33 protein-coding genes are annotated in these 22,467 nt (G+C 66.2%); 26 read left to right on the forward strand and 7 right to left on the reverse strand.

Annotation, left to right across the window (positions count from 1 at the left end; genetic code table 11):
- Window positions 1–53: 53 nt before the first annotated feature.
- From ASF14_RS02810 to ASF14_RS02820, 4 genes are read right to left on the reverse strand one after another with little or no spacing between them, the layout of a single operon-like run.
- On the reverse strand, window positions 54–425 hold the full coding sequence (locus ASF14_RS02810; protein ID WP_056431089.1) for a thermonuclease family protein: 372 nt from the start codon (window positions 423–425) through the stop codon (window positions 54–56).
- The gene (locus tag ASF14_RS21210) at window positions 413–928 is read right to left on the reverse strand and encodes a hypothetical protein (protein WP_156360994.1); all 516 of its coding nucleotides are present in this window, start codon (window positions 926–928) and stop codon (window positions 413–415) included. Before ASF14_RS21210 ends, ASF14_RS02810 begins: the two co-directional genes overlap by 13 nt.
- The gene (locus tag ASF14_RS21215) at window positions 925–2,241 is read right to left on the reverse strand and encodes a DUF6161 domain-containing protein (protein WP_156360995.1); all 1,317 of its coding nucleotides are present in this window, start codon (window positions 2,239–2,241) and stop codon (window positions 925–927) included. The genes ASF14_RS21210 and ASF14_RS21215 overlap by 4 nt, the downstream gene beginning before the upstream one ends.
- 54 nt (window positions 2,242–2,295) lie before the next feature.
- A complete protein-coding gene (locus ASF14_RS02820) occupies window positions 2,296–2,940 on the reverse strand; it encodes a LexA family transcriptional regulator (RefSeq protein WP_056431095.1) in 645 nt (214 codons plus the stop codon).
- Window positions 2,941–3,036: 96 nt separating this feature from the next.
- On the opposite strand from ASF14_RS02820, the gene ASF14_RS02825 reads away from it, so the two are divergent.
- From ASF14_RS02825 to ASF14_RS02940, 26 genes are all read left to right on the forward strand, one after another.
- Window positions 3,037–3,279, forward strand: a complete 243-nt coding sequence (locus ASF14_RS02825) for a hypothetical protein (RefSeq protein ID WP_056431101.1) — start codon at window positions 3,037–3,039, stop codon at window positions 3,277–3,279.
- A 205-nt stretch (window positions 3,280–3,484) separates the two neighbouring features.
- Window positions 3,485–5,296 carry a DDE-type integrase/transposase/recombinase gene (locus ASF14_RS02830; RefSeq protein ID WP_056431103.1) on the forward strand — a complete coding sequence of 604 codons (1,812 nt, stop codon included), beginning with the start codon at window positions 3,485–3,487 and terminating at the stop codon, window positions 5,294–5,296.
- Between the two features lie 56 nt (window positions 5,297–5,352).
- Complete coding sequence (locus tag ASF14_RS02835; RefSeq protein ID WP_443025744.1) at window positions 5,353–6,021, forward strand: AAA family ATPase; 669 nt, start codon at window positions 5,353–5,355, stop codon at window positions 6,019–6,021.
- The gene (locus ASF14_RS02840; protein WP_056431108.1) at window positions 6,018–6,650 is read left to right on the forward strand and encodes a hypothetical protein; all 633 of its coding nucleotides are present in this window, start codon (window positions 6,018–6,020) and stop codon (window positions 6,648–6,650) included. Before ASF14_RS02835 ends, ASF14_RS02840 begins: the two co-directional genes overlap by 4 nt.
- A 2-nt stretch (window positions 6,651–6,652) precedes the next feature.
- Window positions 6,653–7,033, forward strand: coding sequence for a hypothetical protein (locus ASF14_RS02845; RefSeq protein WP_056431111.1), 381 nt, complete (start codon window positions 6,653–6,655; stop codon window positions 7,031–7,033).
- The gene (locus ASF14_RS02850) at window positions 7,034–7,321 is read left to right on the forward strand and encodes a hypothetical protein (RefSeq protein WP_056431114.1); all 288 of its coding nucleotides are present in this window, start codon (window positions 7,034–7,036) and stop codon (window positions 7,319–7,321) included.
- Entirely contained in the window at window positions 7,318–7,536 is a 219-nt protein-coding gene (locus ASF14_RS02855; RefSeq protein ID WP_056431117.1) for a hypothetical protein, read from the forward strand. Before ASF14_RS02850 ends, ASF14_RS02855 begins: the two co-directional genes overlap by 4 nt.
- Window positions 7,529–7,729 carry a hypothetical protein gene (locus ASF14_RS21220; RefSeq protein WP_156360996.1) on the forward strand — a complete coding sequence of 67 codons (201 nt, stop codon included), beginning with the start codon at window positions 7,529–7,531 and terminating at the stop codon, window positions 7,727–7,729. The genes ASF14_RS02855 and ASF14_RS21220 overlap by 8 nt, the downstream gene beginning before the upstream one ends.
- The gene (locus ASF14_RS02860) at window positions 7,722–7,994 is read left to right on the forward strand and encodes a hypothetical protein (protein WP_156360997.1); all 273 of its coding nucleotides are present in this window, start codon (window positions 7,722–7,724) and stop codon (window positions 7,992–7,994) included. The genes ASF14_RS21220 and ASF14_RS02860 overlap by 8 nt, the downstream gene beginning before the upstream one ends.
- On the forward strand, window positions 7,991–8,299 hold the full coding sequence (locus ASF14_RS02865) for a helix-turn-helix domain-containing protein (protein WP_056431124.1): 309 nt from the start codon (window positions 7,991–7,993) through the stop codon (window positions 8,297–8,299). Before ASF14_RS02860 ends, ASF14_RS02865 begins: the two co-directional genes overlap by 4 nt.
- Window positions 8,292–8,726, forward strand: a complete 435-nt coding sequence (locus ASF14_RS02870) for a hypothetical protein (RefSeq protein ID WP_056431127.1) — start codon at window positions 8,292–8,294, stop codon at window positions 8,724–8,726. The genes ASF14_RS02865 and ASF14_RS02870 overlap by 8 nt, the downstream gene beginning before the upstream one ends.
- Window positions 8,723–9,349 (forward strand): regulatory protein GemA, encoded by a 627-nt coding sequence (locus ASF14_RS02875; protein ID WP_056431130.1) that lies wholly within the window; start codon window positions 8,723–8,725, stop codon window positions 9,347–9,349. Before ASF14_RS02870 ends, ASF14_RS02875 begins: the two co-directional genes overlap by 4 nt.
- A complete protein-coding gene (locus tag ASF14_RS02880) occupies window positions 9,342–9,851 on the forward strand; it encodes a hypothetical protein (protein WP_056431133.1) in 510 nt (169 codons plus the stop codon). The genes ASF14_RS02875 and ASF14_RS02880 overlap by 8 nt, the downstream gene beginning before the upstream one ends.
- Window positions 9,852–9,908: 57 nt before the next feature.
- Window positions 9,909–10,268, forward strand: a complete 360-nt coding sequence (locus ASF14_RS02885) for a hypothetical protein (RefSeq protein WP_168371496.1) — start codon at window positions 9,909–9,911, stop codon at window positions 10,266–10,268.
- A complete protein-coding gene (locus tag ASF14_RS02890; RefSeq protein ID WP_236696902.1) occupies window positions 10,265–10,570 on the forward strand; it encodes a hypothetical protein in 306 nt (101 codons plus the stop codon). Before ASF14_RS02885 ends, ASF14_RS02890 begins: the two co-directional genes overlap by 4 nt.
- Window positions 10,570–11,139 (forward strand): phage protein Gp27 family protein, encoded by a 570-nt coding sequence (locus ASF14_RS02895; RefSeq protein WP_056431140.1) that lies wholly within the window; start codon window positions 10,570–10,572, stop codon window positions 11,137–11,139. The genes ASF14_RS02890 and ASF14_RS02895 overlap by 1 nt, the downstream gene beginning before the upstream one ends.
- Entirely contained in the window at window positions 11,136–12,731 is a 1,596-nt protein-coding gene (locus tag ASF14_RS02900; protein ID WP_056431141.1) for a terminase large subunit domain-containing protein, read from the forward strand. Before ASF14_RS02895 ends, ASF14_RS02900 begins: the two co-directional genes overlap by 4 nt.
- Window positions 12,731–14,296, forward strand: coding sequence for a DUF935 domain-containing protein (locus ASF14_RS02905; protein WP_056431143.1), 1,566 nt, complete (start codon window positions 12,731–12,733; stop codon window positions 14,294–14,296). Before ASF14_RS02900 ends, ASF14_RS02905 begins: the two co-directional genes overlap by 1 nt.
- Window positions 14,296–14,469: a conjugal transfer protein TraR gene (locus tag ASF14_RS21225; RefSeq protein WP_156360998.1), complete on the forward strand. Its 174-nt coding sequence runs from the start codon at window positions 14,296–14,298 to the stop codon at window positions 14,467–14,469. The genes ASF14_RS02905 and ASF14_RS21225 overlap by 1 nt, the downstream gene beginning before the upstream one ends.
- Window positions 14,406–14,819 carry a hypothetical protein gene (locus ASF14_RS02910; RefSeq protein ID WP_156360999.1) on the forward strand — a complete coding sequence of 138 codons (414 nt, stop codon included), beginning with the start codon at window positions 14,406–14,408 and terminating at the stop codon, window positions 14,817–14,819. Before ASF14_RS21225 ends, ASF14_RS02910 begins: the two co-directional genes overlap by 64 nt.
- A complete protein-coding gene (locus ASF14_RS02915; RefSeq protein WP_056431149.1) occupies window positions 14,816–15,271 on the forward strand; it encodes a hypothetical protein in 456 nt (151 codons plus the stop codon). Before ASF14_RS02910 ends, ASF14_RS02915 begins: the two co-directional genes overlap by 4 nt.
- Entirely contained in the window at window positions 15,268–15,447 is a 180-nt protein-coding gene (locus tag ASF14_RS02920) for a hypothetical protein (protein WP_056431153.1), read from the forward strand. Before ASF14_RS02915 ends, ASF14_RS02920 begins: the two co-directional genes overlap by 4 nt.
- Window positions 15,444–16,184: a DNA-methyltransferase gene (locus ASF14_RS02925; protein ID WP_201780519.1), complete on the forward strand. Its 741-nt coding sequence runs from the start codon at window positions 15,444–15,446 to the stop codon at window positions 16,182–16,184. Before ASF14_RS02920 ends, ASF14_RS02925 begins: the two co-directional genes overlap by 4 nt.
- Window positions 16,177–17,973, forward strand: a complete 1,797-nt coding sequence (locus ASF14_RS02930) for a phage head morphogenesis protein (protein WP_082442031.1) — start codon at window positions 16,177–16,179, stop codon at window positions 17,971–17,973. Before ASF14_RS02925 ends, ASF14_RS02930 begins: the two co-directional genes overlap by 8 nt.
- Window positions 17,974–18,159: 186 nt before the next feature.
- Complete coding sequence (locus tag ASF14_RS02935; RefSeq protein WP_156361000.1) at window positions 18,160–18,624, forward strand: hypothetical protein; 465 nt, start codon at window positions 18,160–18,162, stop codon at window positions 18,622–18,624.
- On the forward strand, window positions 18,624–20,213 hold the full coding sequence (locus tag ASF14_RS02940) for an SGNH/GDSL hydrolase family protein (RefSeq protein ID WP_056431159.1): 1,590 nt from the start codon (window positions 18,624–18,626) through the stop codon (window positions 20,211–20,213). The genes ASF14_RS02935 and ASF14_RS02940 overlap by 1 nt, the downstream gene beginning before the upstream one ends.
- 200 nt (window positions 20,214–20,413) lie before the next feature.
- Here ASF14_RS02940 and gp17 read toward each other — a convergent pair whose 3' ends face one another.
- The 3 genes from gp17 to ASF14_RS02955 form a co-directional block, all read right to left on the reverse strand.
- Window positions 20,414–20,779: a tail completion protein gp17 gene (gene gp17, locus ASF14_RS02945; RefSeq protein ID WP_056431162.1), complete on the reverse strand. Its 366-nt coding sequence runs from the start codon at window positions 20,777–20,779 to the stop codon at window positions 20,414–20,416.
- A complete protein-coding gene (locus tag ASF14_RS02950) occupies window positions 20,776–21,273 on the reverse strand; it encodes a hypothetical protein (protein ID WP_236696903.1) in 498 nt (165 codons plus the stop codon). The genes gp17 and ASF14_RS02950 overlap by 4 nt, the downstream gene beginning before the upstream one ends.
- 195 nt (window positions 21,274–21,468) lie before the next feature.
- Window positions 21,469–22,467 carry a phage major capsid protein gene (locus ASF14_RS02955; protein ID WP_056431164.1) on the reverse strand — a complete coding sequence of 333 codons (999 nt, stop codon included), beginning with the start codon at window positions 22,465–22,467 and terminating at the stop codon, window positions 21,469–21,471.

Raw genomic sequence — 22,467 nt, forward strand, 5'->3', positions numbered from 1 at the left:
TACAATGAGCGCCAAGGCCGCGATCTCGATCGCGATGATGACGCGCTCGGCCCTTATCGACATCGCTTGCCGACCAGACGCCGATTATCCCAATCCGCCCGATATCGTGCCTGCCCCGCCCGCAGCTGCCAGCAAGACAGGTCGCCCCGCCGCCCAGCCACGGTCGCAAGCGTTCGGCCGTAACGGTCGAGGCCGACGCGCACGATCCGAAACGGCGGCTGCAACGCCGATGCAAGAGACGCCTTCGACGCGACCGGGTCACCCCGCACGCATCGCCGCCCTGGCCGACAATGGCCCGGCATCTCGGGCGCATCGATGGCCAGCAGGCGTATCCGCTCTCGGCCGCAGCGCAGGGTGTCGCCATCAACGGCGATCGGCGTGCAGGTCAGCGCCTGAGCCGCGATGGCGGCGATCAGAGGCAGCATGAATGCTTCGGCTTGGACTGGCGCGCCCATTTGCCGCGATCGGCGAGGAAGTCGATCGCTTCGCCCGTCCGGGACGTGGCGTTGGCATTCAGCGTTTCGGCGCTCTGCAACTTGCCCCCCTCCAGCCGAAACGCGCAGACCTGTTTCCGTGGCTGTGCTTCGTTGCCGAGCCGATAGGTCAACACCATGCGCCGAAGGGACAGGCGACCGGCCTTAGCCGCCAGTTCGTCGGCGAGGTTGCGCAACGCCTCAGCCTCGCCCAAGCCATGCACCGACGCAGATACCCCGGCCTGTTCCTTAAAGGCAGCAGGCGACAGCGGACCGCTATCCTCTCTCGCTACACTAAGGAGTTTATAAATGCCCCCCTCCGGCACATGTCGTTTAATGTGTAATTCACAAGCCATGAAATCCGGCCCCTTAGTTACGGCCGAATAATCACTCTGTGATGCGTTTGAGTTGAGCGGAAAAGAGGTTAAAATAACAATGAAAACAGCCGGTTTCATGCTTGCTTACCGGCAGCCATCGTAGCCAAAAGAGATGGCATAGAGATAACCGGCGGGCCATCATCAGTTGTACCGTCAGAAACTGGAAGAAAAAGATTACTTAGGACTATAGGGCGCTCATTGTCCTTGACGCCGCCTTCCAGCATCAAGCCTATATAGGTTTGAGTCATCGCCTCTCTTCCTGCCGCATCCACAGCCAATCGACGTTGCTGAACGTAATTTCGAACCAGAACTCTGGTCACCCAAAGAGACATTGTCACCCAAAGTAACGTCACCGACGCCGCAACAATAAGCTGAGTATGCAAAATCGTATTAGCAAATTCTAATTTCTGATCTGCTGTTATATTTACATCGCTTGGGATAGTAACAAAGTATCGAGCCAGCTTGTTGATCGAAAATGCTATTAAGGGTGTTCCGGCAATACCAGCAACACCCGTTCCGATTGCAGCCAACCCAAATTTGTTTGCCGACCTTTCGTGCTTTATAGCTCTATCATGCCAAAGTTGCGCCGCAGGCTGCAATATAACCTCATCACGAAAAGCCTTTCTAGATTTCTCCATCTCCTCAAGAGCCGTTACTTTTGTTTCCCGGACATTCTCATGGTATGAGTTTGATTTCAAAACCAAATCATCAGCTAGTGAGTGAAGGTCCTTTCTTATATCGGAAAACTCATCCAAAACTACAATTCGCGAACTATTAATATCAGACGAATATTCTTCTATCTTTTGAATAGTTATATTAAAGTTCCGTTCGACATCCGACAAACTTTTGCCAATCAGAAGGGAGAGCTTGTTGTATTTTTGATTAACATCTGACCAATTTTCGTTAGATGTGCGAATTTGTTCCTGGATAACAGATCCGTGCGATCCAAGGGCGATTCTGGAGTAATGAAATGCACCGGCCGTACACGATGTATTCGTCCAGTCGATCTTGGAGCTCCCAATTCCAGCAATTGCAAATGCGGCTTCAAGTGCAGATATATTAATATTGTGGTATATCCATCTGAACGCCTGTCCAGCGGTAGACCTAACCATGACTATAGTCTGCTCGTTTCCCCAGTCAGCGTTGGTTAAGTCAATTATCCTATTATCATCGACGCTTTTCGAAAAAATCTTTTCTAACTGCAACCAGGACTGCGTTACACTATCGACACAAGGAATCGACTCTTTGTGAACGCCAACGCCATTTTCATCAAGAAGCGTGAATGCCGCCTCCCAATCCTCCCGTTCGCGCTGACACCAAAGTACGGCCTGAGAAATGTGATCGAGATGTACTGGGCCGCCAAACTCGTCTCGCGAAATAACCTCAACCATTGCCGCCCGCCCCCGCCGGTTCATAACGATGTTCAATCAACAGCAAAAAATAGATTACAACATCTTGCTGGCCCACACCGCGCGCCCGACCACCTCGAACCGCTCCTCGATCCCCGGTTCGTGCAGGTCGATTTCGACCGGATCGTACATCGGGTTCCGGCTCATCAGGCGAACGGTCCGGCCGTCGACCTGGATGTGCTTGATGACCAGCAGGTCATCCAGGCGCACGACGAACAGCCCTTCGCGCAGCCGCGACTGGTCCAGGTCGACCGCAACTAGGTCGCCTTCCGACAGCTCCGGTTCCTGGCTGGAGCCTGACACCTCCACCATGACGAGCTGGCCGACGCCCCGCAGGTTCGCCTCCATCCAGTCGCGCGAGAACGACCAGTAATAGATTGGCGGCGGCAGGCGATCGGCGAGCCTGCCCGCCCCGGCCGCGACCTGCACGTCATGCACCGGGACCGAGACAATCGCGGCTGAATCCACGGCCGACGCCTCACGCTTGCCAGCGACCGGCGCGGCGTCCTCCTCGACGACTCGGCCCAGCATGGCATCCAGGCTGACCCCCAGCGCATCGGCGAGCTTGATCGCGACTTCGGTGCGGGCCGGTCCGCGCAGGATGGCGTCGCCGACCGTACTCTCGGGGAGGCCCGATTCCTGGGCCAGCCATTTGCGTGAACGATCCCCCAGGGCCGACAAAATGCGCTGCCCAACCGAATTTTCGGTTGGAAGCGGTTGACGCCCCCGAGTTCTCGGATTACCCGAATCTTCGGAACGAACTTTCGGGGAATTCATGTGGCGCTCACATTGACGGACAAACACGGGATAAAGGCAGAAATCTGCCGAAAATTCGGCAGTCTGGCCGCCTTCGAGCGCGCCCACAACTTCCCCGAAAAGTCGGTTAGCGACGTTCTGCGCGGTAGCTCGAGTGCGCGCATCGAGCGGGCGATTCTGGCCACGATCAATCCTCCTGTCCGCTCGGCAACCGAAAAGTCGGGGAATGCGTCGGCGACCACCGATTGCGGTGCCGCACAATGACCCCCGTGCTGTCGATTACTGGCTTGGCCCATGCTGCTGCGTCGACCAGTTCGGCAGCCGCACAACCCTGTGCAATTCCTGTGGTCATTCGGCCCATCCGCTTCGCGTGCGACGAGACGCACGACCACCCCCAATCTGTCGATAACTACCGGACAGAAGACCGCTTTCGCAAGCCGCGCCGCGTGTCCCAGCCGGAGACCCGCGCATGACGCTGCTCGGCCGTGATTATCTGTCGGCATTGGAGATCGCTTCGCTGGAGCTGGAGGGCCTGCCGACCAACCGCACGGCCGTCGCCAATCGTGCGAGCCGGGGCGAGTGGCGCTGGATCACGCGCCAAGGACAAGGCGGCGGGCGGCTGTTCGCCGTCGCCGACTTGCCCGAGGCGGCGCGCCGGGATTATGCGGATCGCACCGCGGCCCAGCCGGTCGGCGGGCAGCGCGGTCGGCCGAAGGGCTCCGATTTCTTCACCCGCAATCCCGACGCGGCCGATGCCGTCGAGGCCTGGCTGGCCGAGCGCGACCTGTCGGCGACCGCGATCCTGGAGCTGATGCACAGCCGCTTCGCACCGCTGCCGTCGATCCGCACCGTCCGCCGCTTCATCGCCCGGCTGGAGGCATCCAAACCGGCGCTGCTCGCCAGCTTCCGCGACCCGGACCTGTACAAGTCCAAATACCGTGTCGCGCTAGGCCGCGCCGATGCGGGCGTGTCCTACTCCCATCAGATTTGGGAGATCGACACCACCAAGGCCGACGTGATGACCAAGGAGGGGCGCAAGTCGATCCTGGGCATCGTCGATGTCTGGTCGCGCCAGACCTTTTACCTCGTCGTCGACAGCGAGTCCGCCCAGTCAGTCCGCCGGACGCTGGTTGCCGCCATGACCGCCTGGGGCGTGATGCCCGAGGTGCTGCGCACCGACCAGGGATCGGGCTATATCAACGCCACGGTGCGCACCGCCTGCGCGCTGCTGGGCATCGTCCATGATCCGGTGCCGCCCGCCAGCGGTGATAAAAAGCCGTTCGTCGAGCGGATGTTTGGCACCTTCACCCGCGAGCGGGCCGAGCTGCTGGGCGGCTATATCGGCCATAATGTCGCCGAAGCGTCGCGGCTGCGCGCCGTTGCTCGCAAGGAGACGAAGCGCCCGGTCATCGTGCCCGAGCTATCGGCCGACGAGCTTCAGGCGATCGTCACCAACTGGCTCGATGGTGTGTACCATGTCCGCGACCATTCCAGCCTGGGCGCATCGCCCATGTCGCGCTGGACCAATTCCCCGCGCCCCGCGCGCGGTGCCCCGGACGAAGGCACGCTCAAGCTTCTGCTGTCGGCGCTGATCGGCCCGGCCCAGGTCACGAAGCGCGGCATTACCTGGAAAAAGGGACGCTACTGGACCCCGCCGTTGGCGGCGCATGTCGGCTGCACGGTTATCCTGCGCCGCGACGAGGACGATCTGGGGGCGCTCTACGTCTTCGACGAGGACCAGCGCTACATCGGGACAGCGGTCAATGCCGAGCGCTCCGGCCTATCGGACCGCGACTTCGCGGTCGAGGCACGCCGCCAGCAAGCCGCGCTGATGAAGACGCACCGGGCCGAGCTGCGCGAGAAGCAGCGCCGCTTCTCGTTCGAGGATGCCCGCAACGCCGTCCTGCGCCGCGATGCGGAGGAAGCGGGCAAGCTGGTCACGCTGCCGGTCCGCACGGTGGAGCATCAGACGCCCGCCATCGCCAGCATTGCCGACGCGCCCGACGTGCTGCCCAGCGCCAGCGCGATCGAGGCGGCGGAGGCGCGCTACCCCCGCACGGTCGTCAGCGCACCCCGGACGTTCGAGGATCGCATGGCCGAGGCGGACCGCACCCTGGCGGACCATGCCGCCGGTCGGCCGGTCGAGCCGGACGCGCTGTCCCGCGCCCACGTCTTCACCCAGTCCCACGAATATCGCGCTCACAAATTGCTGACCGCCGATTTCACGGCGCGGCGCAGCCCGCCCGCCGTCACCCCTTCGCTCAAGGAGAGTTCGCTTTGACCCATATCCACGAGCCTGCGCAGCTCACCAACATGCGCCTGGGCCTGGCCACCATGATGCGCTGTCAGGAAGCACCCCAGGGGAGCCCGCGCATCGGCCTGCTGTACGGCCCCTCCGGCTACGGCAAATCGGTCGCCGCCGCGACGATCGCGGCGCGGTTCAACGCGGCCTATGTGGTCGCCCGTTCGACCTGGACGCAAAAGTCCATGCTGCGCGCGATCGCCATGGACCTGGGCATCACGCGCATGGGCCGCACCGCCGACGAGCTGCTGGACCAGGTGATCGAACAGCTCCAGGTCGCGCCCCAGCCGGTGATCGTCGACGAGACGGACTATGTCGTTCACCGCAAGAACGTCGAGATCATTCGCGACATTCACGATCATGGCGGCGTGCCGGTGATGCTGATCGGCGAGGAAGCGCTTCCCGCCAAGCTGAAGGACTGGGAGCGGTTCGACAATCGCATCCTCGTCGCCACGCCCGCCCAGCCGTCCAGCCTCGCCGATGCCTGCCTGCTGCGCGACTATTACTGCCCGCGCGTCACGGTCGCGGACGATCTGGTCGACGCGATCGTCCGCGCGACCAAGGGCATCACGCGCCGCATCGTGACCAATCTTCAGGAGGTGCAGTCGCAGGCCATGTCGAACGGCCTGACGGCCATCGACCGTGCGACCTGGGGACCGCGTCCATTCTCGACCGGCGACATTCCGATCCGGAGGGCGGCATGATGGCGCTGACCACCAAGGGCTCGCCCCGCGTCAGGGCGACGGTCTCGCGTCCTCTCTGGGCGGCGCTCCGCTCCGCCACCGCGCCCCGGAGCATCGCGGACCTTCTGGCGGAATGTCCCGGCACCTATGACACGGTCCATACCGCGTTGAAGCGGTGGCAGGATCGCGGCGCGGTCGTGCGCCAGCCCGGCAAGCCGCTGCGCTTCCGTATCGTCGACGGGGCCGACCATCTGCCGCCCGATGGTCGTAGCGACACGGCCAAGACGAACATTCGCGAGCGTAGCGCCCGGCAGCGCATTTGGGCGGCGATGCGCGTCTTGAAGACGTTCGACGCGCCGACCCTGCGCATGACGGCCAATGCAACGGAGCGCGCCGTGGCGACCTATATCGATCAGCTTCAGCGCGCCCGATACGTGCAGATGGTCGAGCGCGGGTTCCGCCAGACCGGCCGTGTCAGCGTCTATCGCCTGGCCCGCAACACGGGACCGAAATGCCCGATGACCAGCCGCCCCGAGGGCAAGCTGGTCCTGGTCGACAACAACAATGGTCGCCGCATCGACATTTCGCCCGGTGCCGTCTCGCTTCGGAGAAAAGACCAGGAAGTTAATGCGGACGGGGGGGTAGGTTAACCATGTTTGTTAACCACTCCAACCGCGACAAGGCATTGTCCGCCTGGGGCGCCGATGCACCTGCCTGGGTCTTGGTGCTGGCGGATGCCTGCGACCGAACCAACCAGCGCGCGGTCGCCAGCCAGCTCGACAAATCGGGCGGCTATGTCAGCCGTCTCATCAACCGGAGCTATGCCGGGTCCTACCCCGAGGCCGAGCAACTGGTCCGCGCCACGCTGACCGAGGAAGAGGTCGTCTGTCCGCTTTACGGCCAGATGCCGCTGAAGACCTGCATCCGAAATCGCCGCCGCACGAAGTCCGTCAACTGGCTGCACGCCCAGTTCGCCGGATCGTGCCCGACCTGCCCGAACAACACCGACCGCCCCCACGAACAGGAGGATTGAATGTCCCTTGCAACCGATCTGCAAAACCTCGTGTCGGACGTGTCCGCCGCGATCGCCGCGAACCGCCAGCTCGGCCGTGCCGACCTGGAAATCATGCGCCGCAACCTGACGGCGATGGCCGACGATGCCCGACAGGCCGACACGTCCCAGACCGTCGCCGGGCTGGTCCTGCGCGACCTGTTCGACGGGATCGAGAAACAGGCGATCGACCTGGGGCGGCTGGCCGCACACCAGCGCCACCGCCTGACCGGCGAAGTCGCCCGCATGGTGGAGGGGCAGGCATCATGACCCGCTTCGATGAGGATTATTTTCGGTCTGTTCATTGGGACCGCGAGCATGTCCGGGTGGACAGCTTCCGTACCCTGACCGGCAAGGCGAAGGCGACGACCGTCGTCGTCCACCTGTCGGCCAAGGACGGCTATGCCCTGTCCGATCTGTTGCGCCAGCTCCACGAGCTGCGCGCCGAGCCTGCCCTCAAGGCGGGGAGTGCCGCCCGTGGCTGACACGATACTCAAAAGCACGAAGTCCCCGGCCGTCACGACGAATGACGTGGAGGTCTTCGCCTCGCACGCATTCCGCAACCTGCCGATCAGCGCGCTGACCCTCGACGATATCGAGGACATCCGCGTCGCGATGCAGATGGTGTTCGAGGCCATCGGGCGGCGCGCCGCCGCCGGGATCAAACCCCATGGATAGCCCCTTGCGCATGGTGGCGATGCGCGGCTTCACCGCCGCCATCGCCCAGGAGCGCGCCGCGCCCCATGCCGGTCAGGTCGGCGCGATCGCGGTCGGCTATGACGGGGTCGGCGACGATGCGATCGTGTCGCTGTCGCTCCGGCACAGCGACGGGACGATGCTGGTCGCCTCGCTGTCGGTCGCGGGCCTGGACCGGCTGCTCGGCATGGTCGCGGATGCGATGGCGGCCGGTGGCGATGGCGCAGCCTGGGGCACGGTGCAATGACCGCCGCCCTGGACCGCCAGCTTGGCGAAATCCTCGCCGCCGCCGCGATCGCCACCGGCTTCCCGGTCGAGGCGCTGCTGCGCCAGTGTCGGGAAAAGCCGCTGGTCATCGCCCGGCAGGCGACCATCCTGGCGATGCGCGAGGCCACCGACGCCTCGCTGCCCGCGATCGGCCGCGTGATGCAGCGCGGGCATCCCGCCATCCACACCGCCCTGCGCAGGGCCGAGGCCCGGCGCGCGCTGCACACCGATTTCCGTGCGCTGACCGACCGGCTGCGCGCCTTTGGAGGCAAGACCGATGACTGACCCGCTGGGCCGCGTCACGCTGGCCGACTGCCCACCCGGGCCTTTCCTGTTCGACGGGATACTGGGCTTCAAGACCGAGTACCGGGCGATGGTCCAGGCATCGTCGCCTTGCCATTGCTCGCCTGTCGACCCACGATTTGCGACCAGCCGCTGGCCCGATGCCTATTGCATCGCGACCGGCGAGGCGTTCTGGGGCGGCACCACCCGACACCGCGACCGCGCCGCCCTGCTGGTCCTGCCGATCGTCCTGTCGGAGGACGTGGTCCGGTCGGCGCGGGCCGGGGTGATGCTCTATCGCGGCCCCGGCACCATCTGCCCGACCTGCTTCGGCGCGTCCTGGCTGGTCGGGCGGCGCTCTGCCCAGTGCGGCGGGTGCGGGACCGCGCTCGATCTGGCGACGCCCCAGGCCGCGCAGGTGCACGGATGACCGCCGCCCATCCGCTGAACGCCCGCCGCCGGGCGATCTTCGCCGCCGCCCGCGACGCTGGCCTGGACGAGGAAGACCGCCGCGCGGTGCAGCTCCGCGTCACCGGCAAGCCGTCGCTGACCGGCATGACCCTGGCCGACATGGACAAAGTGCTGGTCGCGATCCGGGGCAGCGGCCCCGCCACCCGCAATCGGCCGGTCGGATCGACCCGCGCGCATGTCGGCAAGATTTGGGCGCTCTGGTGGTCGCTCTACTGGCTGCGCGCGGTCGACCGGCCGGAGGAAGCCGCGCTGAATAGCTGGGTGAAGCGCCAGACGGGCATGGATGCCGTGCGTTTCCTCGACCACAAATCGGCGGTTGCCGTGATCGAGGCGCTGAAGGCCTGGGCCGCGCGCGAGGGCGTGGAATGGAGCGTGCCGCCCTGCGCCCAGGCCGATCGCCGCGCCGTGGTCGACGCGATCTGGGCAAAGCTGCTGGTCGGCAACCGCGTCACCGGCCGAACCGCCGACGCCTTCCTGATCCAGGCGCTGGGCCTGCCGCCCCGGCGCTGGACCGACCGCCAGACCGACGAGGCGATCCGGCATCTGGGCCGGATGCTGCGCGAGGGGACCGATCATGGCTGACGACCTGCCGCGCCTCGCCGACCTGCCCATCCCGGACGATGTGAAGCCGGGCCGGGGCTGGTCGCCCTTCATGCTGGAAATGGCCGCGCATATCCGCCCGAAGCACGTCCTGATGCTGGTCGACCGCTTCGGCGGGCAGGACGTGTACGTGCCGATCGCGCCGGAGCGGTCGCCCTTTATCGACGTGCTGCCGTCCGAGACGGTGGCGACGCTGGCGCGTGTCTATGGCCGCGAAAAGCTGGAAATCCCGACCGGGCGCGAGGCCCTGGCGCGGGCACGCCGCGCGCCGGTCATCGCCGCCGTGCGTGCGGGCAAGCTGAACAAGAACGACGCGGCGCGGATGATCGGCAGCAATCGCCGCTATGTCGCGCATCTTGCAAATCAGACGAATGAAGCCGATGACGCTCCCGTCTTCGTGCCGCAGCGCCGGGTCGACACCCGACAATTGGAAATGTTTCCGGACGCTTCGCCGGAGCCGCCTGCGCCAGTGCATCCCGACTAAATCCAGCGCGCGTGTCACGCCGGTCCCAATTCAACGGGGACCCGACACGCAATGTGGATGGAATATGTTCGGGTCATCTGGCCCATCGCGTCGACTCTGACGCCTTTGCTGATTGCGACCGGCCTTTTCTGGCTGCGCAATCAATTCGCGCTCAAGACCGAGCTGGCTGCGCTGGCGGCCGAGGTCGCGCGGCAGAACGCAGTCCAGGACAAGGAACTGGCGGGCCACCAGACCCGCATTACCCTCCTGGAAAAGGAATGCGAAGCGCCGCCCACGCGCAACACGCTGAACGACAAGCTTTCACAGGTATCCGAGCGTCTGGGTAAGGTCGAGCGCGGCGTCGAGGGTGTCGGCGATCAGCTCGGAACGCAAAACGAGTATCTGCGCGCGCTCCTGACCGAAGGGGTCAGGCGGTGAGCGACGCCCTGAACGCGGTCGTCCGCCGCGCCATCCTGGACTTCATGGCCGAGATCGGTGGCGAGCAATCCGATGACACGCTGACCCTCTTGCTGAAACAGCGTGGCCACCCGGTCGCGCGCCGGACGGTCGTCGATCAATTGCGCTGGCTGGCCGCCACCGGTCTGATTTCGGTCGAAGAGGTCGAGCCGTTCCTGCTCGCGCAAATCCTGCCCGATGGCGAGGACGTGGCGAACGGCCATTTCTTTTACGACGGCGTCCACCGCCACGCGGCCCGCCGCAAAGTCGGGACGGCGCGCTGATGGCCGGGCGTTCGTCCCTGAAAAGCCTGCCGCCCCAGGTCCTGGACGCCGTCCATGACGCGATCGGGCGCGGCGAGACGATCGACGACATTTGCGGCCTGCTGCGCGACCTGGGGACCGAGCGGTCGCGCTCGGCCGTGGGCCGCTATGCCAAGGGCTTTGCCGAGCTGGCGACGCAACAGCGGCGGGTGCAGAGCATCGCGGCGGCGTTCGGCAATGAGTTCGGATCGTCCGGCGACAATCAGGTCCGCATGATGAACCAGCTCATGACCAGCGTCATGACGCGCGCCATCATCCCGATCGCCAGCGCCGCCGACGATGCGGGCGGTGACGACGAGGAAGGCGGCGGCATCGACACGCTGGGGCTGTCGCGGCTGGCCAAGGCGGTCAAGGACGTGACCAGCTCGTCCAAGATCGACATCGAGCGCGAGGCAAAAATTCGCGAGGAAGAGGCGCGCCGCACCCGCGAACGCGCGGCGGCCGACGCGACCGAGGCGGGCCGGGCGGCGGGCGCCAGCGAGGCGACGCTGGCCGCGATCCGGACCAGCATTCTCGGGTTCGCGGCGTGACGACCTCTGTCCTGCTGCCCTATCAGGTCGAGGCGATCGAGCTGAGCCGCGCACATCCGCTGTTCGTGTCGGAAAAGTCGCGGCGTACCGGTCTGACCTATGGCTTCGCCGCCGACGCTGTGCTGACCGCGTCCCCGGCCGAGCGGCCCCAGAACGTCTATTACCTGGCGTACAACAAGGACATGACGCGCGAATTCATCGGCTATTGCGCCGATTTCGCGAAGGCGTTCAACCAGGCCGCGACCCAGCCCGACGAGTTCCTGTTCGACGACGGATCGGAGCGCGGCATCCTGTCGCTTCGGGTCGACTTCCCGTCCGGCAAGTCCATCGTCGCCCTGTCGTCCAAGCCGCGCAGCCTGCGCGGTATGCAGGGCATCGTCATCATCGACGAAGCGGCCTTCCACGATGACTTCTGGGGCGTGCTGAAGGCGGCGCTGGCGCTGTTGATGTGGGGCGGCCGGGTGGTCGTCATCTCCACGCATGACGGCGCGGACAACCCCTTTGCCGAGCTGATCGAGCAAATCAACGCGGGCAAGCGCGCCGGGATCGTCCAGCGCGTGACGCTCACCCGCGCACTCGACGAGGGACTGTTCAAGCGCATCTGCCAGCGGACCGGCAAGACCTGGACCCCGGCAGCCCAGGCCGCCTGGGAGGCCGATCTGCGCAAGACCTACCAGGACGGCGCGGACGAGGAACTGGACGTGATCCCCGCGAAGGGCTCCGGCATCTACTTGCCCGCCGCGACGATCGACGCCTGCATGTCGACCGAGCATCACGTCGTGCGCCTGACCCTGGGCAAGGCGTGGGACACGGCGGGCGGCTTGCTGGTCGCGCCCGACACGGCAGGCACGCCGATCGGCGACAATTTGCGGGCCGAGGTTCGCGCCTGGCGCGAGGCCTGGCTGGCCGAATGGATCGAGCGCGAGCTGGCCCCGCATGTCGCCCGCTTCGATCCGCACCGCCCCAGCTTCTGGGGGCAGGATTTCGCGCGCACCAACGACCTGTCGACGATCGCGGCCGGGCAGGAAGACGCGGCCTGCGTCCTGCACAACCGGCTGGGGCTGGAGATGCGCAACGTGCCGTTCTGGGCGCAGTTCGCGATCCTGTGCTGGCTCTGCGACACGCTGCCGTTGTGGGCGGCGGGCAAGATGGATGCGCGCGGCAACGGGCAACAGCTCGCCGAAGACATGCAGGAAAAATACGGGGCCGACCGGGTCGAGGCCGTGATGGCGACCGAGGCCGTCTACCTCGCCCGGATGCCCCGCATGAAGGCGCGGTTCGAGGATCGGACGATCCTGATCCCGCGCGACGACGGCATCAAGGACGACCTGCGGCAGGTGAAGCTGGTGCGCGGCGTCCCCAAGATCGTTGACCGCGTCGCCAGCAAGGAGGACGGCGCAAAGGGCAAGCGCCACGGCGACTATGCGATCGCGGTCATGAATCTGGTCGGCGCGGCGGACGAGGATGTCCAGCCGGTCGACACCCATGCCGCTGGCCAGCCCCGGTCGATGGGCGGCGATTTCGAGAACACGGAAACCGGCTTCGGCACGGTCCGGCGGCGCGATGACTTCGGCCGCGCGGGGGATTGGTGATGGCGAAAAAGAACAAGCGGGGCGGCGGCAAGACCGTTGCCCTTCCGGCCGGGCTGGCGACCGAAATCGCCTCGACCGGCGACGGCCGCGACATCACGCGGCCGTTCGTCCAGGAACTGCAACAGCCGCTCGACCGCAAGCTGTGGGGTGTCGTCGACTGGGGCGTGTACGAGCGCATCCGCAAGGACGATCAGGTCAAGTCCTGCATGGAACAGCGTATCCGCGCGGTGGTCAGCCGCGAATGGGACGTGCTGCCCGGCGACGAGGACGATCCCCGCTCGGTCCAGGCGGCCGAGGCGCTGACCGAGACGCTGGAGCGGATCGGCTGGGACCTCGTCACCGAAAAGATGCTGTGGGCCAGCTTTTACGGCATTTCGGTCGGCGAGCTGAACTGGGGTTCGCTCGACGGGCTCTTGGACTGGGTGCCGGGCACGAAATGCCGGGCCATCCATGTCCGGCACGCCCGCCGCTTCCGGTTCGACCGGGAGGACCGGCTGCGCCTGCTGACCCGTGCCGCGCCGCAGGGCGAGATCCTGCCGCCCCGCAAATTCTGGGTCGTGCGCGCAGGCGGCACCGACGACGATCAGGTCTACGGCGAGGGGCTGGCCGAATGGCTGTACTGGCCCGTCCAGTTCAAGCGGAACGGCGTCCGCTTCTGGAATATCTTCCTCGACAAATTCTCGGTGCCGACCGCCAAGGGCATTTACCCGCGCGGGTCATCCCAGAAGGACATCGACAAGCTGCTGATGGCGATCCAGGCGATCGCCAATGACAGCGGCTTCGCCATCCCGGCGGGGATGGATGTCGAGCTGCTGACGCTCGCCCAGTCGGGCGCGGACTTCGCCGCCGTGTGCCGATACATGGACGGCTGCATCGCCAAGATCATCCTTTCCCAGACGATGACCACCGACAACGGGTCGTCCAAGGCGCAGGGACAGGTCCATGCCGATGTAAAGCTGGAGGTGGTGAAGGCCGACGCCGATCTGCTCGCCGACACCTTCAACGCTGGCCCGGCGCGGTGGTGGACCGACCTGAATTTCGGGGCGGATGTCGACAGCCCGATGGTCGTGCGCATCGTCGAGAAGGAAGACGACCTCAAGACGGCGGCCGAGACGGACAAGGCGCTGGCCGATCTGGGCTGGGTGCGGACCGAGGAAAGCTTCAAGGACCGATATGGCGACGGCTATGTCCGCGCCACCACGCCGCCGTCCGCCGATGCCCAGGCGACCCAGCCTGCGCCGCCGCCCGCCAATGACGACGTGCCGGTCGAGGATGCCCCCGCCGATACCGCGATTGGGCTGGCCGAACCTGCCGCCAACCCGAATCGCGACGACATCGACGATGCGGTGGACGCGGCGATGGTGGACGAGGGATGGACCGCGTCGGCCGCCGCGATGATCGCGCCGCTGGTCAACCGACTGCGCTCGGCCGGATCGGTCGAGGACGCCATCGCCACGCTGGAGGCCGCCGCCGCCGATGACGCGGCTGAACGCCTGGCCGAACGGCTGGCCCGCGCGACCTTCGCCGCCCAGGTGCAGGCGATGACGGACGCGGAGGCGCGCTGATGTCCGACGAAATGGACCTGTCCGTCATGGTCGCCGATCGCGAGCTGTCGCGCCTGATCGATGCCGCACGTCGGCCGGTGCCGGTCGGCGTGGCGGGCGAATGTCGGGAATGCGGCTGGGACTCGCCCCGGCTGGTCGGGGGCCGCTGCGCGCCGTGCCGGGATCGGCGCTGACCATGGCCGCGCCGCGCTGGGACCGGGACACGCTCCCGCATATTCCGCCCAAGGATCGTTGCCCGTGCGAGGCGTGCGACGCCAAGCGCCGCGCCCGCTGGTCCGCGCTGTCCCCGGCCCAGCGGCGCGCCATGCTGGCGGTGCATCCGACCTCGCCCCGCCATGTCCCCGACGTACTGCGCACCGGGGTGCGCTGGCGCAGCATTGCGCCGCTGTTGCAACGCGCGCGCGACCGGCCTGCGCTGATCGAGCAACTGGGGCTGAAGACATGGTCGCTGAACAGCGAGTCCATGCCGTTCCTGCGCCTGTCCCAGGCCGGGCGCGACATGCTCGACACGGTGCAGCCGTGAAGCGTCGTCCGCCCCCGCGCGCCCGCAAGCCCGACCAGGACGAGATCGCCGCCGCCTGGGTCCGGCGCGGCATGAGGGATTTAGACGACACCTATCCGTCCGAGGAACGCCGCCCCCTGGGCTGGGTCGCGCCCAGCCGCGACCGGCCGCCGCCCGAATGCCCGCGCGCCATGGTTCGGTACTGGCTGACCGGCTGGGACCTTCGCGCCGCCGTGCGCCAGCGTTGGGACGACCAGCTCGACCAGATGAAGGTCCAGCTCGACAAGGCGAAGGCCTTTCTAGATCGGAATTGGAAGCCGGGGACACTCAAGCGGTCGGATGCGCTGGCGCTACGCTTCTACTCGCTGGCGACCGACGATGTCGGCCCCGACTACGCCTGGCACTGGTTCCAGGACCGCCTCGCCGATGCTCGCGACGAGTATCGCGAAGCCCAGGCCGAGGGGCTGTTGTGAAGAGCAACCCCGGCCGCATCCCGAATGACGCCATCGGCAAGCGTGTCACCGGCACGCTGCGCAACGGTGATCGCTTCGGCGTGCCCGGCGGCTGGCCCGCCGATGGCCGCACCGGATGCCGCTGGTCGCTGACCCGCCAGCCCCACGACATCGAATTTTACGAGGTGCTTTCTTGATCCGTGTCGAAACCATCGGCGATGCCACCCTTTATCTGGGCGATTGCCTGTCCGTTCTGCCCCAGCTCCCGGCAGTGGACGGCGTTTTGACCGATCCGCCGTACAGTTCGGGCGGCCTGTTCCGTGGCGATCGTACCAGCCGGACGACGATCAAATATCAGGGGCATGAGTCCCGCCACCTCTACCCGGAGTTCAGCGGCGATAACCGCGACCAGCGCGGCTACGCCTATTGGTCGGCGATCTGGACAGGCCTCGCGCGGGAAATCGCCCGCCCTGGCGCGATCCTTGGAGCATTCACCGACTGGCGGCAGCTTCCGACGACGGCCGACGCGATCCAGGCGGGCGGCTGGGTCTGGCGCGGTTTGGCCGTGTGGGACAAGACGGAGGGCGCACGTCCCCAGCGCGGGCGCTACCGCAACCAAGCTGAATATCTGGTTTGGGGAAGTAACGGGCCGATGGCCGATGCGGGCACCTGCGCGCCCGGCGTATTTCGCCGCGCCGTCAATTCGGAGCGCAAGCATCACGTCGCGGGCAAGCCGGTCGCCCTGCTCGCCGACATGCTGGAGATTTGTGGCGAGGTGATCGCCGACCCGTTCATGGGCTCCGGCTCGACCGGACTGGCCGCGCTGCAAACGGGGCGGAAGTTCATCGGATGCGAGGTTAACCCGGAATACTTCGAGATCGCCTGCAATCGCATCGCCCAGTTCTATGCCGTGAAACGGGCGGCCAATGCCTGACCCGACGCTCCGCGCCACCATCAACATGCCCGCCACCGACACGGTGGCGGCATTCGAGGCGCGGGATAAGCTCCGCCCGACCGTCCACTGGACGGAGATGTGGCAGGCCGACCATGCCCGCGCCTTCACCGTCGCGAAGGTCGCGAACCTCGACCTGCTAACCACCATCCGCCAGTCGCTCGACACGGTGATGCGCGAAGGCGGCACGCTGGAGCAATGGAAGGCGGGCCTTGTCCCCGAGCTGAAGAAGGCCGGGTGGTGGGGCATGGTCGAGAATGAGGCGCTGACCGGCACCGCCGATCCCGTCTTCATCGGCGGCCGACGACTGCGCACCATCTACGACACCAATCTGCGCATCAGCCGCGCGGCCGGGCGGTGGAAGCGCATCCAGGAGATGAAGGATGTCCGGCCGTACCTGATGTACGTGTCGATCGGCGACGACCGGACGCGCCCGCTGCATCGGCGCTGGGGCGGCAACGACCCGGCCTTTCCCTTTCGCATCATCCTGCCCGTCGATCATCCGGCCTGGGCGATCTTCTATCCGCCCAATGACTGGGGGTGCCGCTGTTCGGTGCGCCAGCTGTCACAGGCCGATCTGGATCGGCTGGGCTACCGCGTCACGACCGACGACGAGTTGGTCCGCATCGGGTGGATGACGGCGGACGGACAGGTCGGCGGGCGGCTGCGTACTTTCTGGCGCAAAGGTGCCGACAAGCCCGAGGCGGTGCCGGTCGGCATCGGGCCCGGCTTTGCGTACAATCCCGGCGTCTTCGGGATGCAGGCGGTAGCCGAAAAGGCGACCCGCTCGCTGGAGGCGATGGCCCCGATCGATCCCAAGGCGGCGCGCACGGTGCTGACCGATCTGGTGAAGTCGGACGCCTTCCTGGAGACGCTGGCCGAGCCGAACGGCGTCTTTCCAATCATGGTCCTGGGCGACGAGGCGCGCACCGCGCTGGGGGCGAAAAATCATGTCGTCGTGCTGTCCAGCGACAGCTACGCCAAGCAGCTCGGCAAGACGGACCGCAGCGAGGGGCATCCCGACCTGACGACCCTCGATTATCGCAAATTACCTGCTGTCGGTGCGACCCCGGATCACATCATGCGCGACCGCGATCAGCATATCGTCCTGTGGAAGCTGCAAGAGGATCGCTATTTGCGCGCGGTCGTGAAGGTCACCTCCTCGCGCGATGAAATGTATCTGCAAAGCTTCCGTATCGGCGAAGAGCGGCATCTCGCCCGCGAGATCAACAAGGGCTTGCGGGTTGGCGGGGCCGTCATCGTCGAGGCCCAGCCGACGACCAGCGGACCGCAACTTGCCGCGACGACAGCTCTTGGCCGGCTGGGACCGGATGCCACGCGCAAGGATGGCCGATCTGCGATCCAGGCCTTGGTCGAAGCCGCGAAGGCGGATCTGCCCGCGACACAAGCCGCGCTCGAAGCTTTTGTCCGGTCCGACCGCTTCGCAGCGGTCGTGGAACGCATGGGGGAAGCGCCAGCCCTTGCCCTGGCCGACGATCTGCGGCGCTTCCTGGGCGCTCCGCAGGGCATCGCCCGCGTTACCCGCGATCACCTGCCCGCGATCCTTGGCAATATCGAGGACCTGACTCTTTTCACCGCAACGCCGGACCGTGTCCTCCGCGATGGCGACGACGCGCTGCTGGTGCGCACCGTCGGGGAGCGGACGGTCATTCTGCGCCTGCGTCCGCAGGTCAGCCTGCTCCAGATTATCGCCCTGCGCGTTTTGCAGGCGGAGGAGCTGGCCGCCATTCTCGAACTGCCGATATGGTAGGGGGTGCGTCGCGCGGCGAGGTCTGACATTCCCTCGCAAGCGATCCCGGATTGCTCCGGTCCTACGGCCGTCAGTTTCACCGTGTAACGCGCGACGCTGTCTCTATTTAGGCGCGCCAGCGCCCCCCGACAAGCCGTCTCCTGCGCGCCATGCTCGACCCCGGCATTTCGCAAAGGAGCCGTTTTCATGTCACCCCGTCGCGTCGGCGTCCTTGTCGCCGCCATGCTGGTCGCGCCCAGCGCCATTCTCGCCCAGACGACCAAGCCCATCGCTGCGCCCGGCGCGCTGACACCGCAGACCGCCATCGCCTTCGGCGCGATCGGCGAGAAGGCGACGCCCGTTACGCCTGCAACGCCGCTGCCGGTCGGCGGCGTGCGTGAGGCGTTCCAGCTTGCCGATCGCAACACCGCCGCCGCGTCGGTGAAGCTGTATGGCGGCGACTATGTCTTTTCCCAGACCTGCTCGGCCTATGGCTCGGTCAAGCTGGAGGTGAAGGGGCCGGACGGCACCACCTGGCTGGCGATGACGACCAGAACCACTGCCGATACGACCTCCGGGTCGGGCTTCGCCTTTGGCTCGGGTGCCGAGGTGCGCGTTAGCCTGTCCGGGACGACGGGGTGTTTCGCCAGCCTGTCGCGGGTGCCCGCATAATGTCGCGGTGGATCCTCCGCGAAGGCCTGGGCGGCGGGCAGGTGCCGGGCTTCGTGCCGCCATCCTGGGTGCCGACGCCCGTCGTCGATGCCAGCCGCTTCATGTTCTGGTCGACCCGGTCGCGCTTTCCGTCCGGGGCATTGGTGACGGCAGCTTCTGCCACGCCATACGTGATGACGCGGATTGTGCTGGCGTCGCCGACCCATGTCGTCACAAATCCCCGATTTCATTTCTCCGGCTTCGCCTGCACCGAAGGCAGCAACAGCCCGCAGGAAACCGTGCTGCCGGGCAACGCGATGCTGATCGACGGCGTCTGGATCAGTGTGAACGGTGCGGCGGCGATCCCTCTGACCTTCGGCGGGCAGGCGGGCGTCTCGATCGCCAGCGGCAATGTCGGCGCATGGACCGACGAGCCGACTGTCAGCGTCCCGCCCGAGGCCAGCGTCGCGGTCTACACGCTTTACCACACGGCGGCCGGGGAAAAGCAAATTCCGGTCTATCGCGTGCAGACGGCGCGCGGCGAACGCGTGTGGGGCGCAACCGATGCCGCCAGCCTGACGCCGATGCTCGCCGCGCCCGCGACCGCCTCGACGGCCTCGCTGGATACCGGCTTCGGCCAGTCGATGCCCGCATACTATGGACCTGACTTGACCGTTGCGCGTGGCTGGGACGGCCGCCCGGTGGCCATCTGTATGGTGGACTCGATCGGTGAAGCCCGACAGGAATTTGCTGCCGAGGCCGACGCGCGGGGCAATTTGGGGTGGCTAAGGCGATGGCTGGATGTGGACGACCAGACCTATCGGCGCGTGCCGTTCATGATGATGGGCTGCCCCGGTGCCGGGTCGGTCCGCGAACTGACGACGAACGCACTGCTGAGATGGCAGGTGGTCGACCAAGCGGCTGGATTTAACGCCGGATCGGCTCTGCCCTTCAGCGTGGCGATCGACCAGCTTGGCCAGAACGACACCAACGCTTCGGCTGCGACCATGCAGAACAACTGGGGCATATTGGTGGACCGCTTCAAAACGCGTTATCCTGGCATCAAAGTCGTACCCGCCGGGACTTTTCCCCGGACCACCTCGACAGACCTTTTCACGAGCCGCCAAGGCCAGACCTGGGCCACATACAATGAGTGGGCCACGATCACGAATGGCTGGGGGAACGGGAATAAATCGCAGCTGGAGGCATTCAAGCAAGCGGGTGCCGGTGGCCGGACATCCGGCTATATCGACACTCGGGCGGCGTGGTTTGATGCGGCCTATCCCGGCACCTGGCCCGCCATCCCGGAGACTTACACACTCGCTGCGCAGGCGGGCACGGACGGTAGCACCGCCTACACCTCTTTCCAGACGGCGACCGCGCCCCGCCTTGCCGATATTCTGGTAGGAGGCGGTGCGGCATTGCAAGTATTGGCCGTGACGGGAACGGGGCCTTACACCGTGACGACCAGCGCCAGCACTGTGGTCATCCCCGCCGGGACGGCCATGCGGCCGCAGACCTCACCCGAGGGGGTCCACCTGATGTCAGCTATGGTCGCGGTGGCGGTCGCCACTATCCCGCAGAGTCAGAAGGTGAGCCTGGGTAACTAATGGACAGGAACTGTCACATCGCGACCTGCGCAAGGACTGAACTGGCGTTTAAAACCCGTTTCAGAGCCTCGAACTGTCACACCCGTGACACTTAGACGGTCAGCCTCCGAAAAGCCCGATTTTCAGCCATTCCCATCCCAGCATAGCCCAGAATGGCCCGGCCAATCCCACCGCCCCACGATGTGACAGTTCATGACCCCCTACAGCCATTCGACGCTCGCGGTCCAGCGCGCGCCCGTCTTCGCCATGCGGGTCGCGGTCACGCTCAGCCCCGCCACCCGCCACCCGTCCGCTAGAATCTCTGCCAGTCCGATCGCCTCAGCCGCCTGGACGCAGGCGCGCAGCCGTCGGGGCTGTTCGCCCTCATCGGTCAGGGTCAGCGCGACGCGCAGCTCGCGCCCCTCGATTCCCGCCGCGCCCCAATCACTGTCGCTCGGCTCGCCCAGCACGGCTTGCGGCACGCTCGCCCGCACCGGCACCACATCGAACAGGGCCACCCCCAGCGGCGCGAGCGCGGGGCGGAGCGCGGTCATCAATCCGGCCCGCAGTGCCTCACGCGCGGTCATGCCCGCCTCGGCCCGTCGAGCCGCATCCGCCGATAGGGCCGCCAGAGTGCGGCAACGGCGGCAGGCGGCACGGCGGCGGCATCGCGATTGTCGAACAGATGCGCCCCCATGATCGCCACGCCATGTGCGATCTCGGGCGGCAGGCTGTCCCAAGCCTCGGCCAGGCCTGCACGATAGCGCACCGTCGCGGCCTCCTGCATGCGAACCCAGCCGCGCCCGTCCCGGTCGATCGCGTTTTCCCCGCCGGACAGGATCGTCACGACCGGCGTCGCCGCCAACGCCTGCCACGCTACCGATCCCGGCATCGGTTCCTCGACCAACCGCTGAATCAGCATCTGCCCGCAAAAGGATTCGGCCAGTCCCAGCGCAACGCCCGCCACGCGCTCGACCAGCGCCGCTTCATTGCCCTCTTCCAGCCGAAGCAATGCGCGCACCGCGCCCGCCGCCGCCGTCACGGTCGCAAGGGGCATGGCCTCCTTCGTCCCGCTCATCATGAATTCTCCTTCACCGATACAAGTTGCGACAAGCTCGACACACGGGCGTCACAGTTGGCGCGCAGAGAGTCCGACAGCCGCTGCCCGCCTCCCCCTTGGGCACCGGCCATGCCGACCCCGCGCCCCCCGGCCGGTTCGGCATCCTCCCTGAACTACGGGGCAGCCCTTTGTCGGCTGCCCCGATTTTTCAGGAACTTAGGCCGTCGCGAACTTCATCAGCTTGATCGCCTCCGAGTCACTGACGCAGCCGCCGACTCGCCGCGTGGCGTAGAAGGTGACGAACGGCTTGTTGCTGTACGGATCGCGCAGGATCGCGGTCTCGGCGCGTTCGGTGATCAGATAGCCCGCCTGGAAATTGCCGAAGGCGATGGCACAGGCATCCTGTGCGACATCGGGCATATCCTCCGCCTCCACGACCGGATAGCCGAGCAGCGTGGCGGGCTGCCCCGCCACCAGACCGGGCGCCCAGAGGAACTGGCCGTCCGTCGTCTTCAGCTTGCGGATGCGGGCCGAAGTGGCCGCATTCATCACGAAACAGGCCCCCTGTCGGTATGGTGCACGCAGCAGCTGGACCAGCTCGATCAGCCGATCCTCCCCGCCAGCCATGAACGCGCCCGACGCGCCGCTCGGGATATATTGCAGCGTGCCGAAGGGGCGTACCCCGTCCTTGGCGGTGGAGATCGGGTTGGTCAGGAAACCCTTGGGCCGGTTGACGCCCGAACCGTTGACGAAGGCCTGCCCCTCCGCGCGGCCGAACTCGGTCGCGATCTCGCTGGCCAGCCAGCCTTCGACATCGAAGGCCGCATCGTCGAGCATCGCCTGGCTGGCCGAGGGATTGGCGTAGAGCTCGCCCATCGGCGGCGCGAGTTCGACGAAGCTGGGCGTCGCCGTTTCGGGCCGCGCCGCCGTCTCGCTCGCCCAGCCCGAAGGCGTGCCGCCGGTGGTCACCAGCTTGCGATAGCCCGCCGAGCCGACCGTCACGACATTGGCGATACTGCGGATCGGCGAGACGTTGCGCAGCACCGATCCGATCGCCGCGTCGATTTCACGCGGCACAGCGAAACCGCCGCTGTCGCCGGTGGTGCCGGTAAAGGCCTTCAGCTCGACGGTGGCGCCGCTGCGCACATAGCCGTCGAACGCGCCGTTCGTCTTGGCCGCCGCGCCGTCCAGCACGGGTCGTTCGATCACGTCCAT

Source organism: Sphingomonas sp. Leaf257, assembly GCF_001422185.1.
In the GTDB taxonomy this organism is placed as follows: Bacteria; Pseudomonadota; Alphaproteobacteria; order Sphingomonadales; family Sphingomonadaceae; genus Sphingomonas; species Sphingomonas yabuuchiae.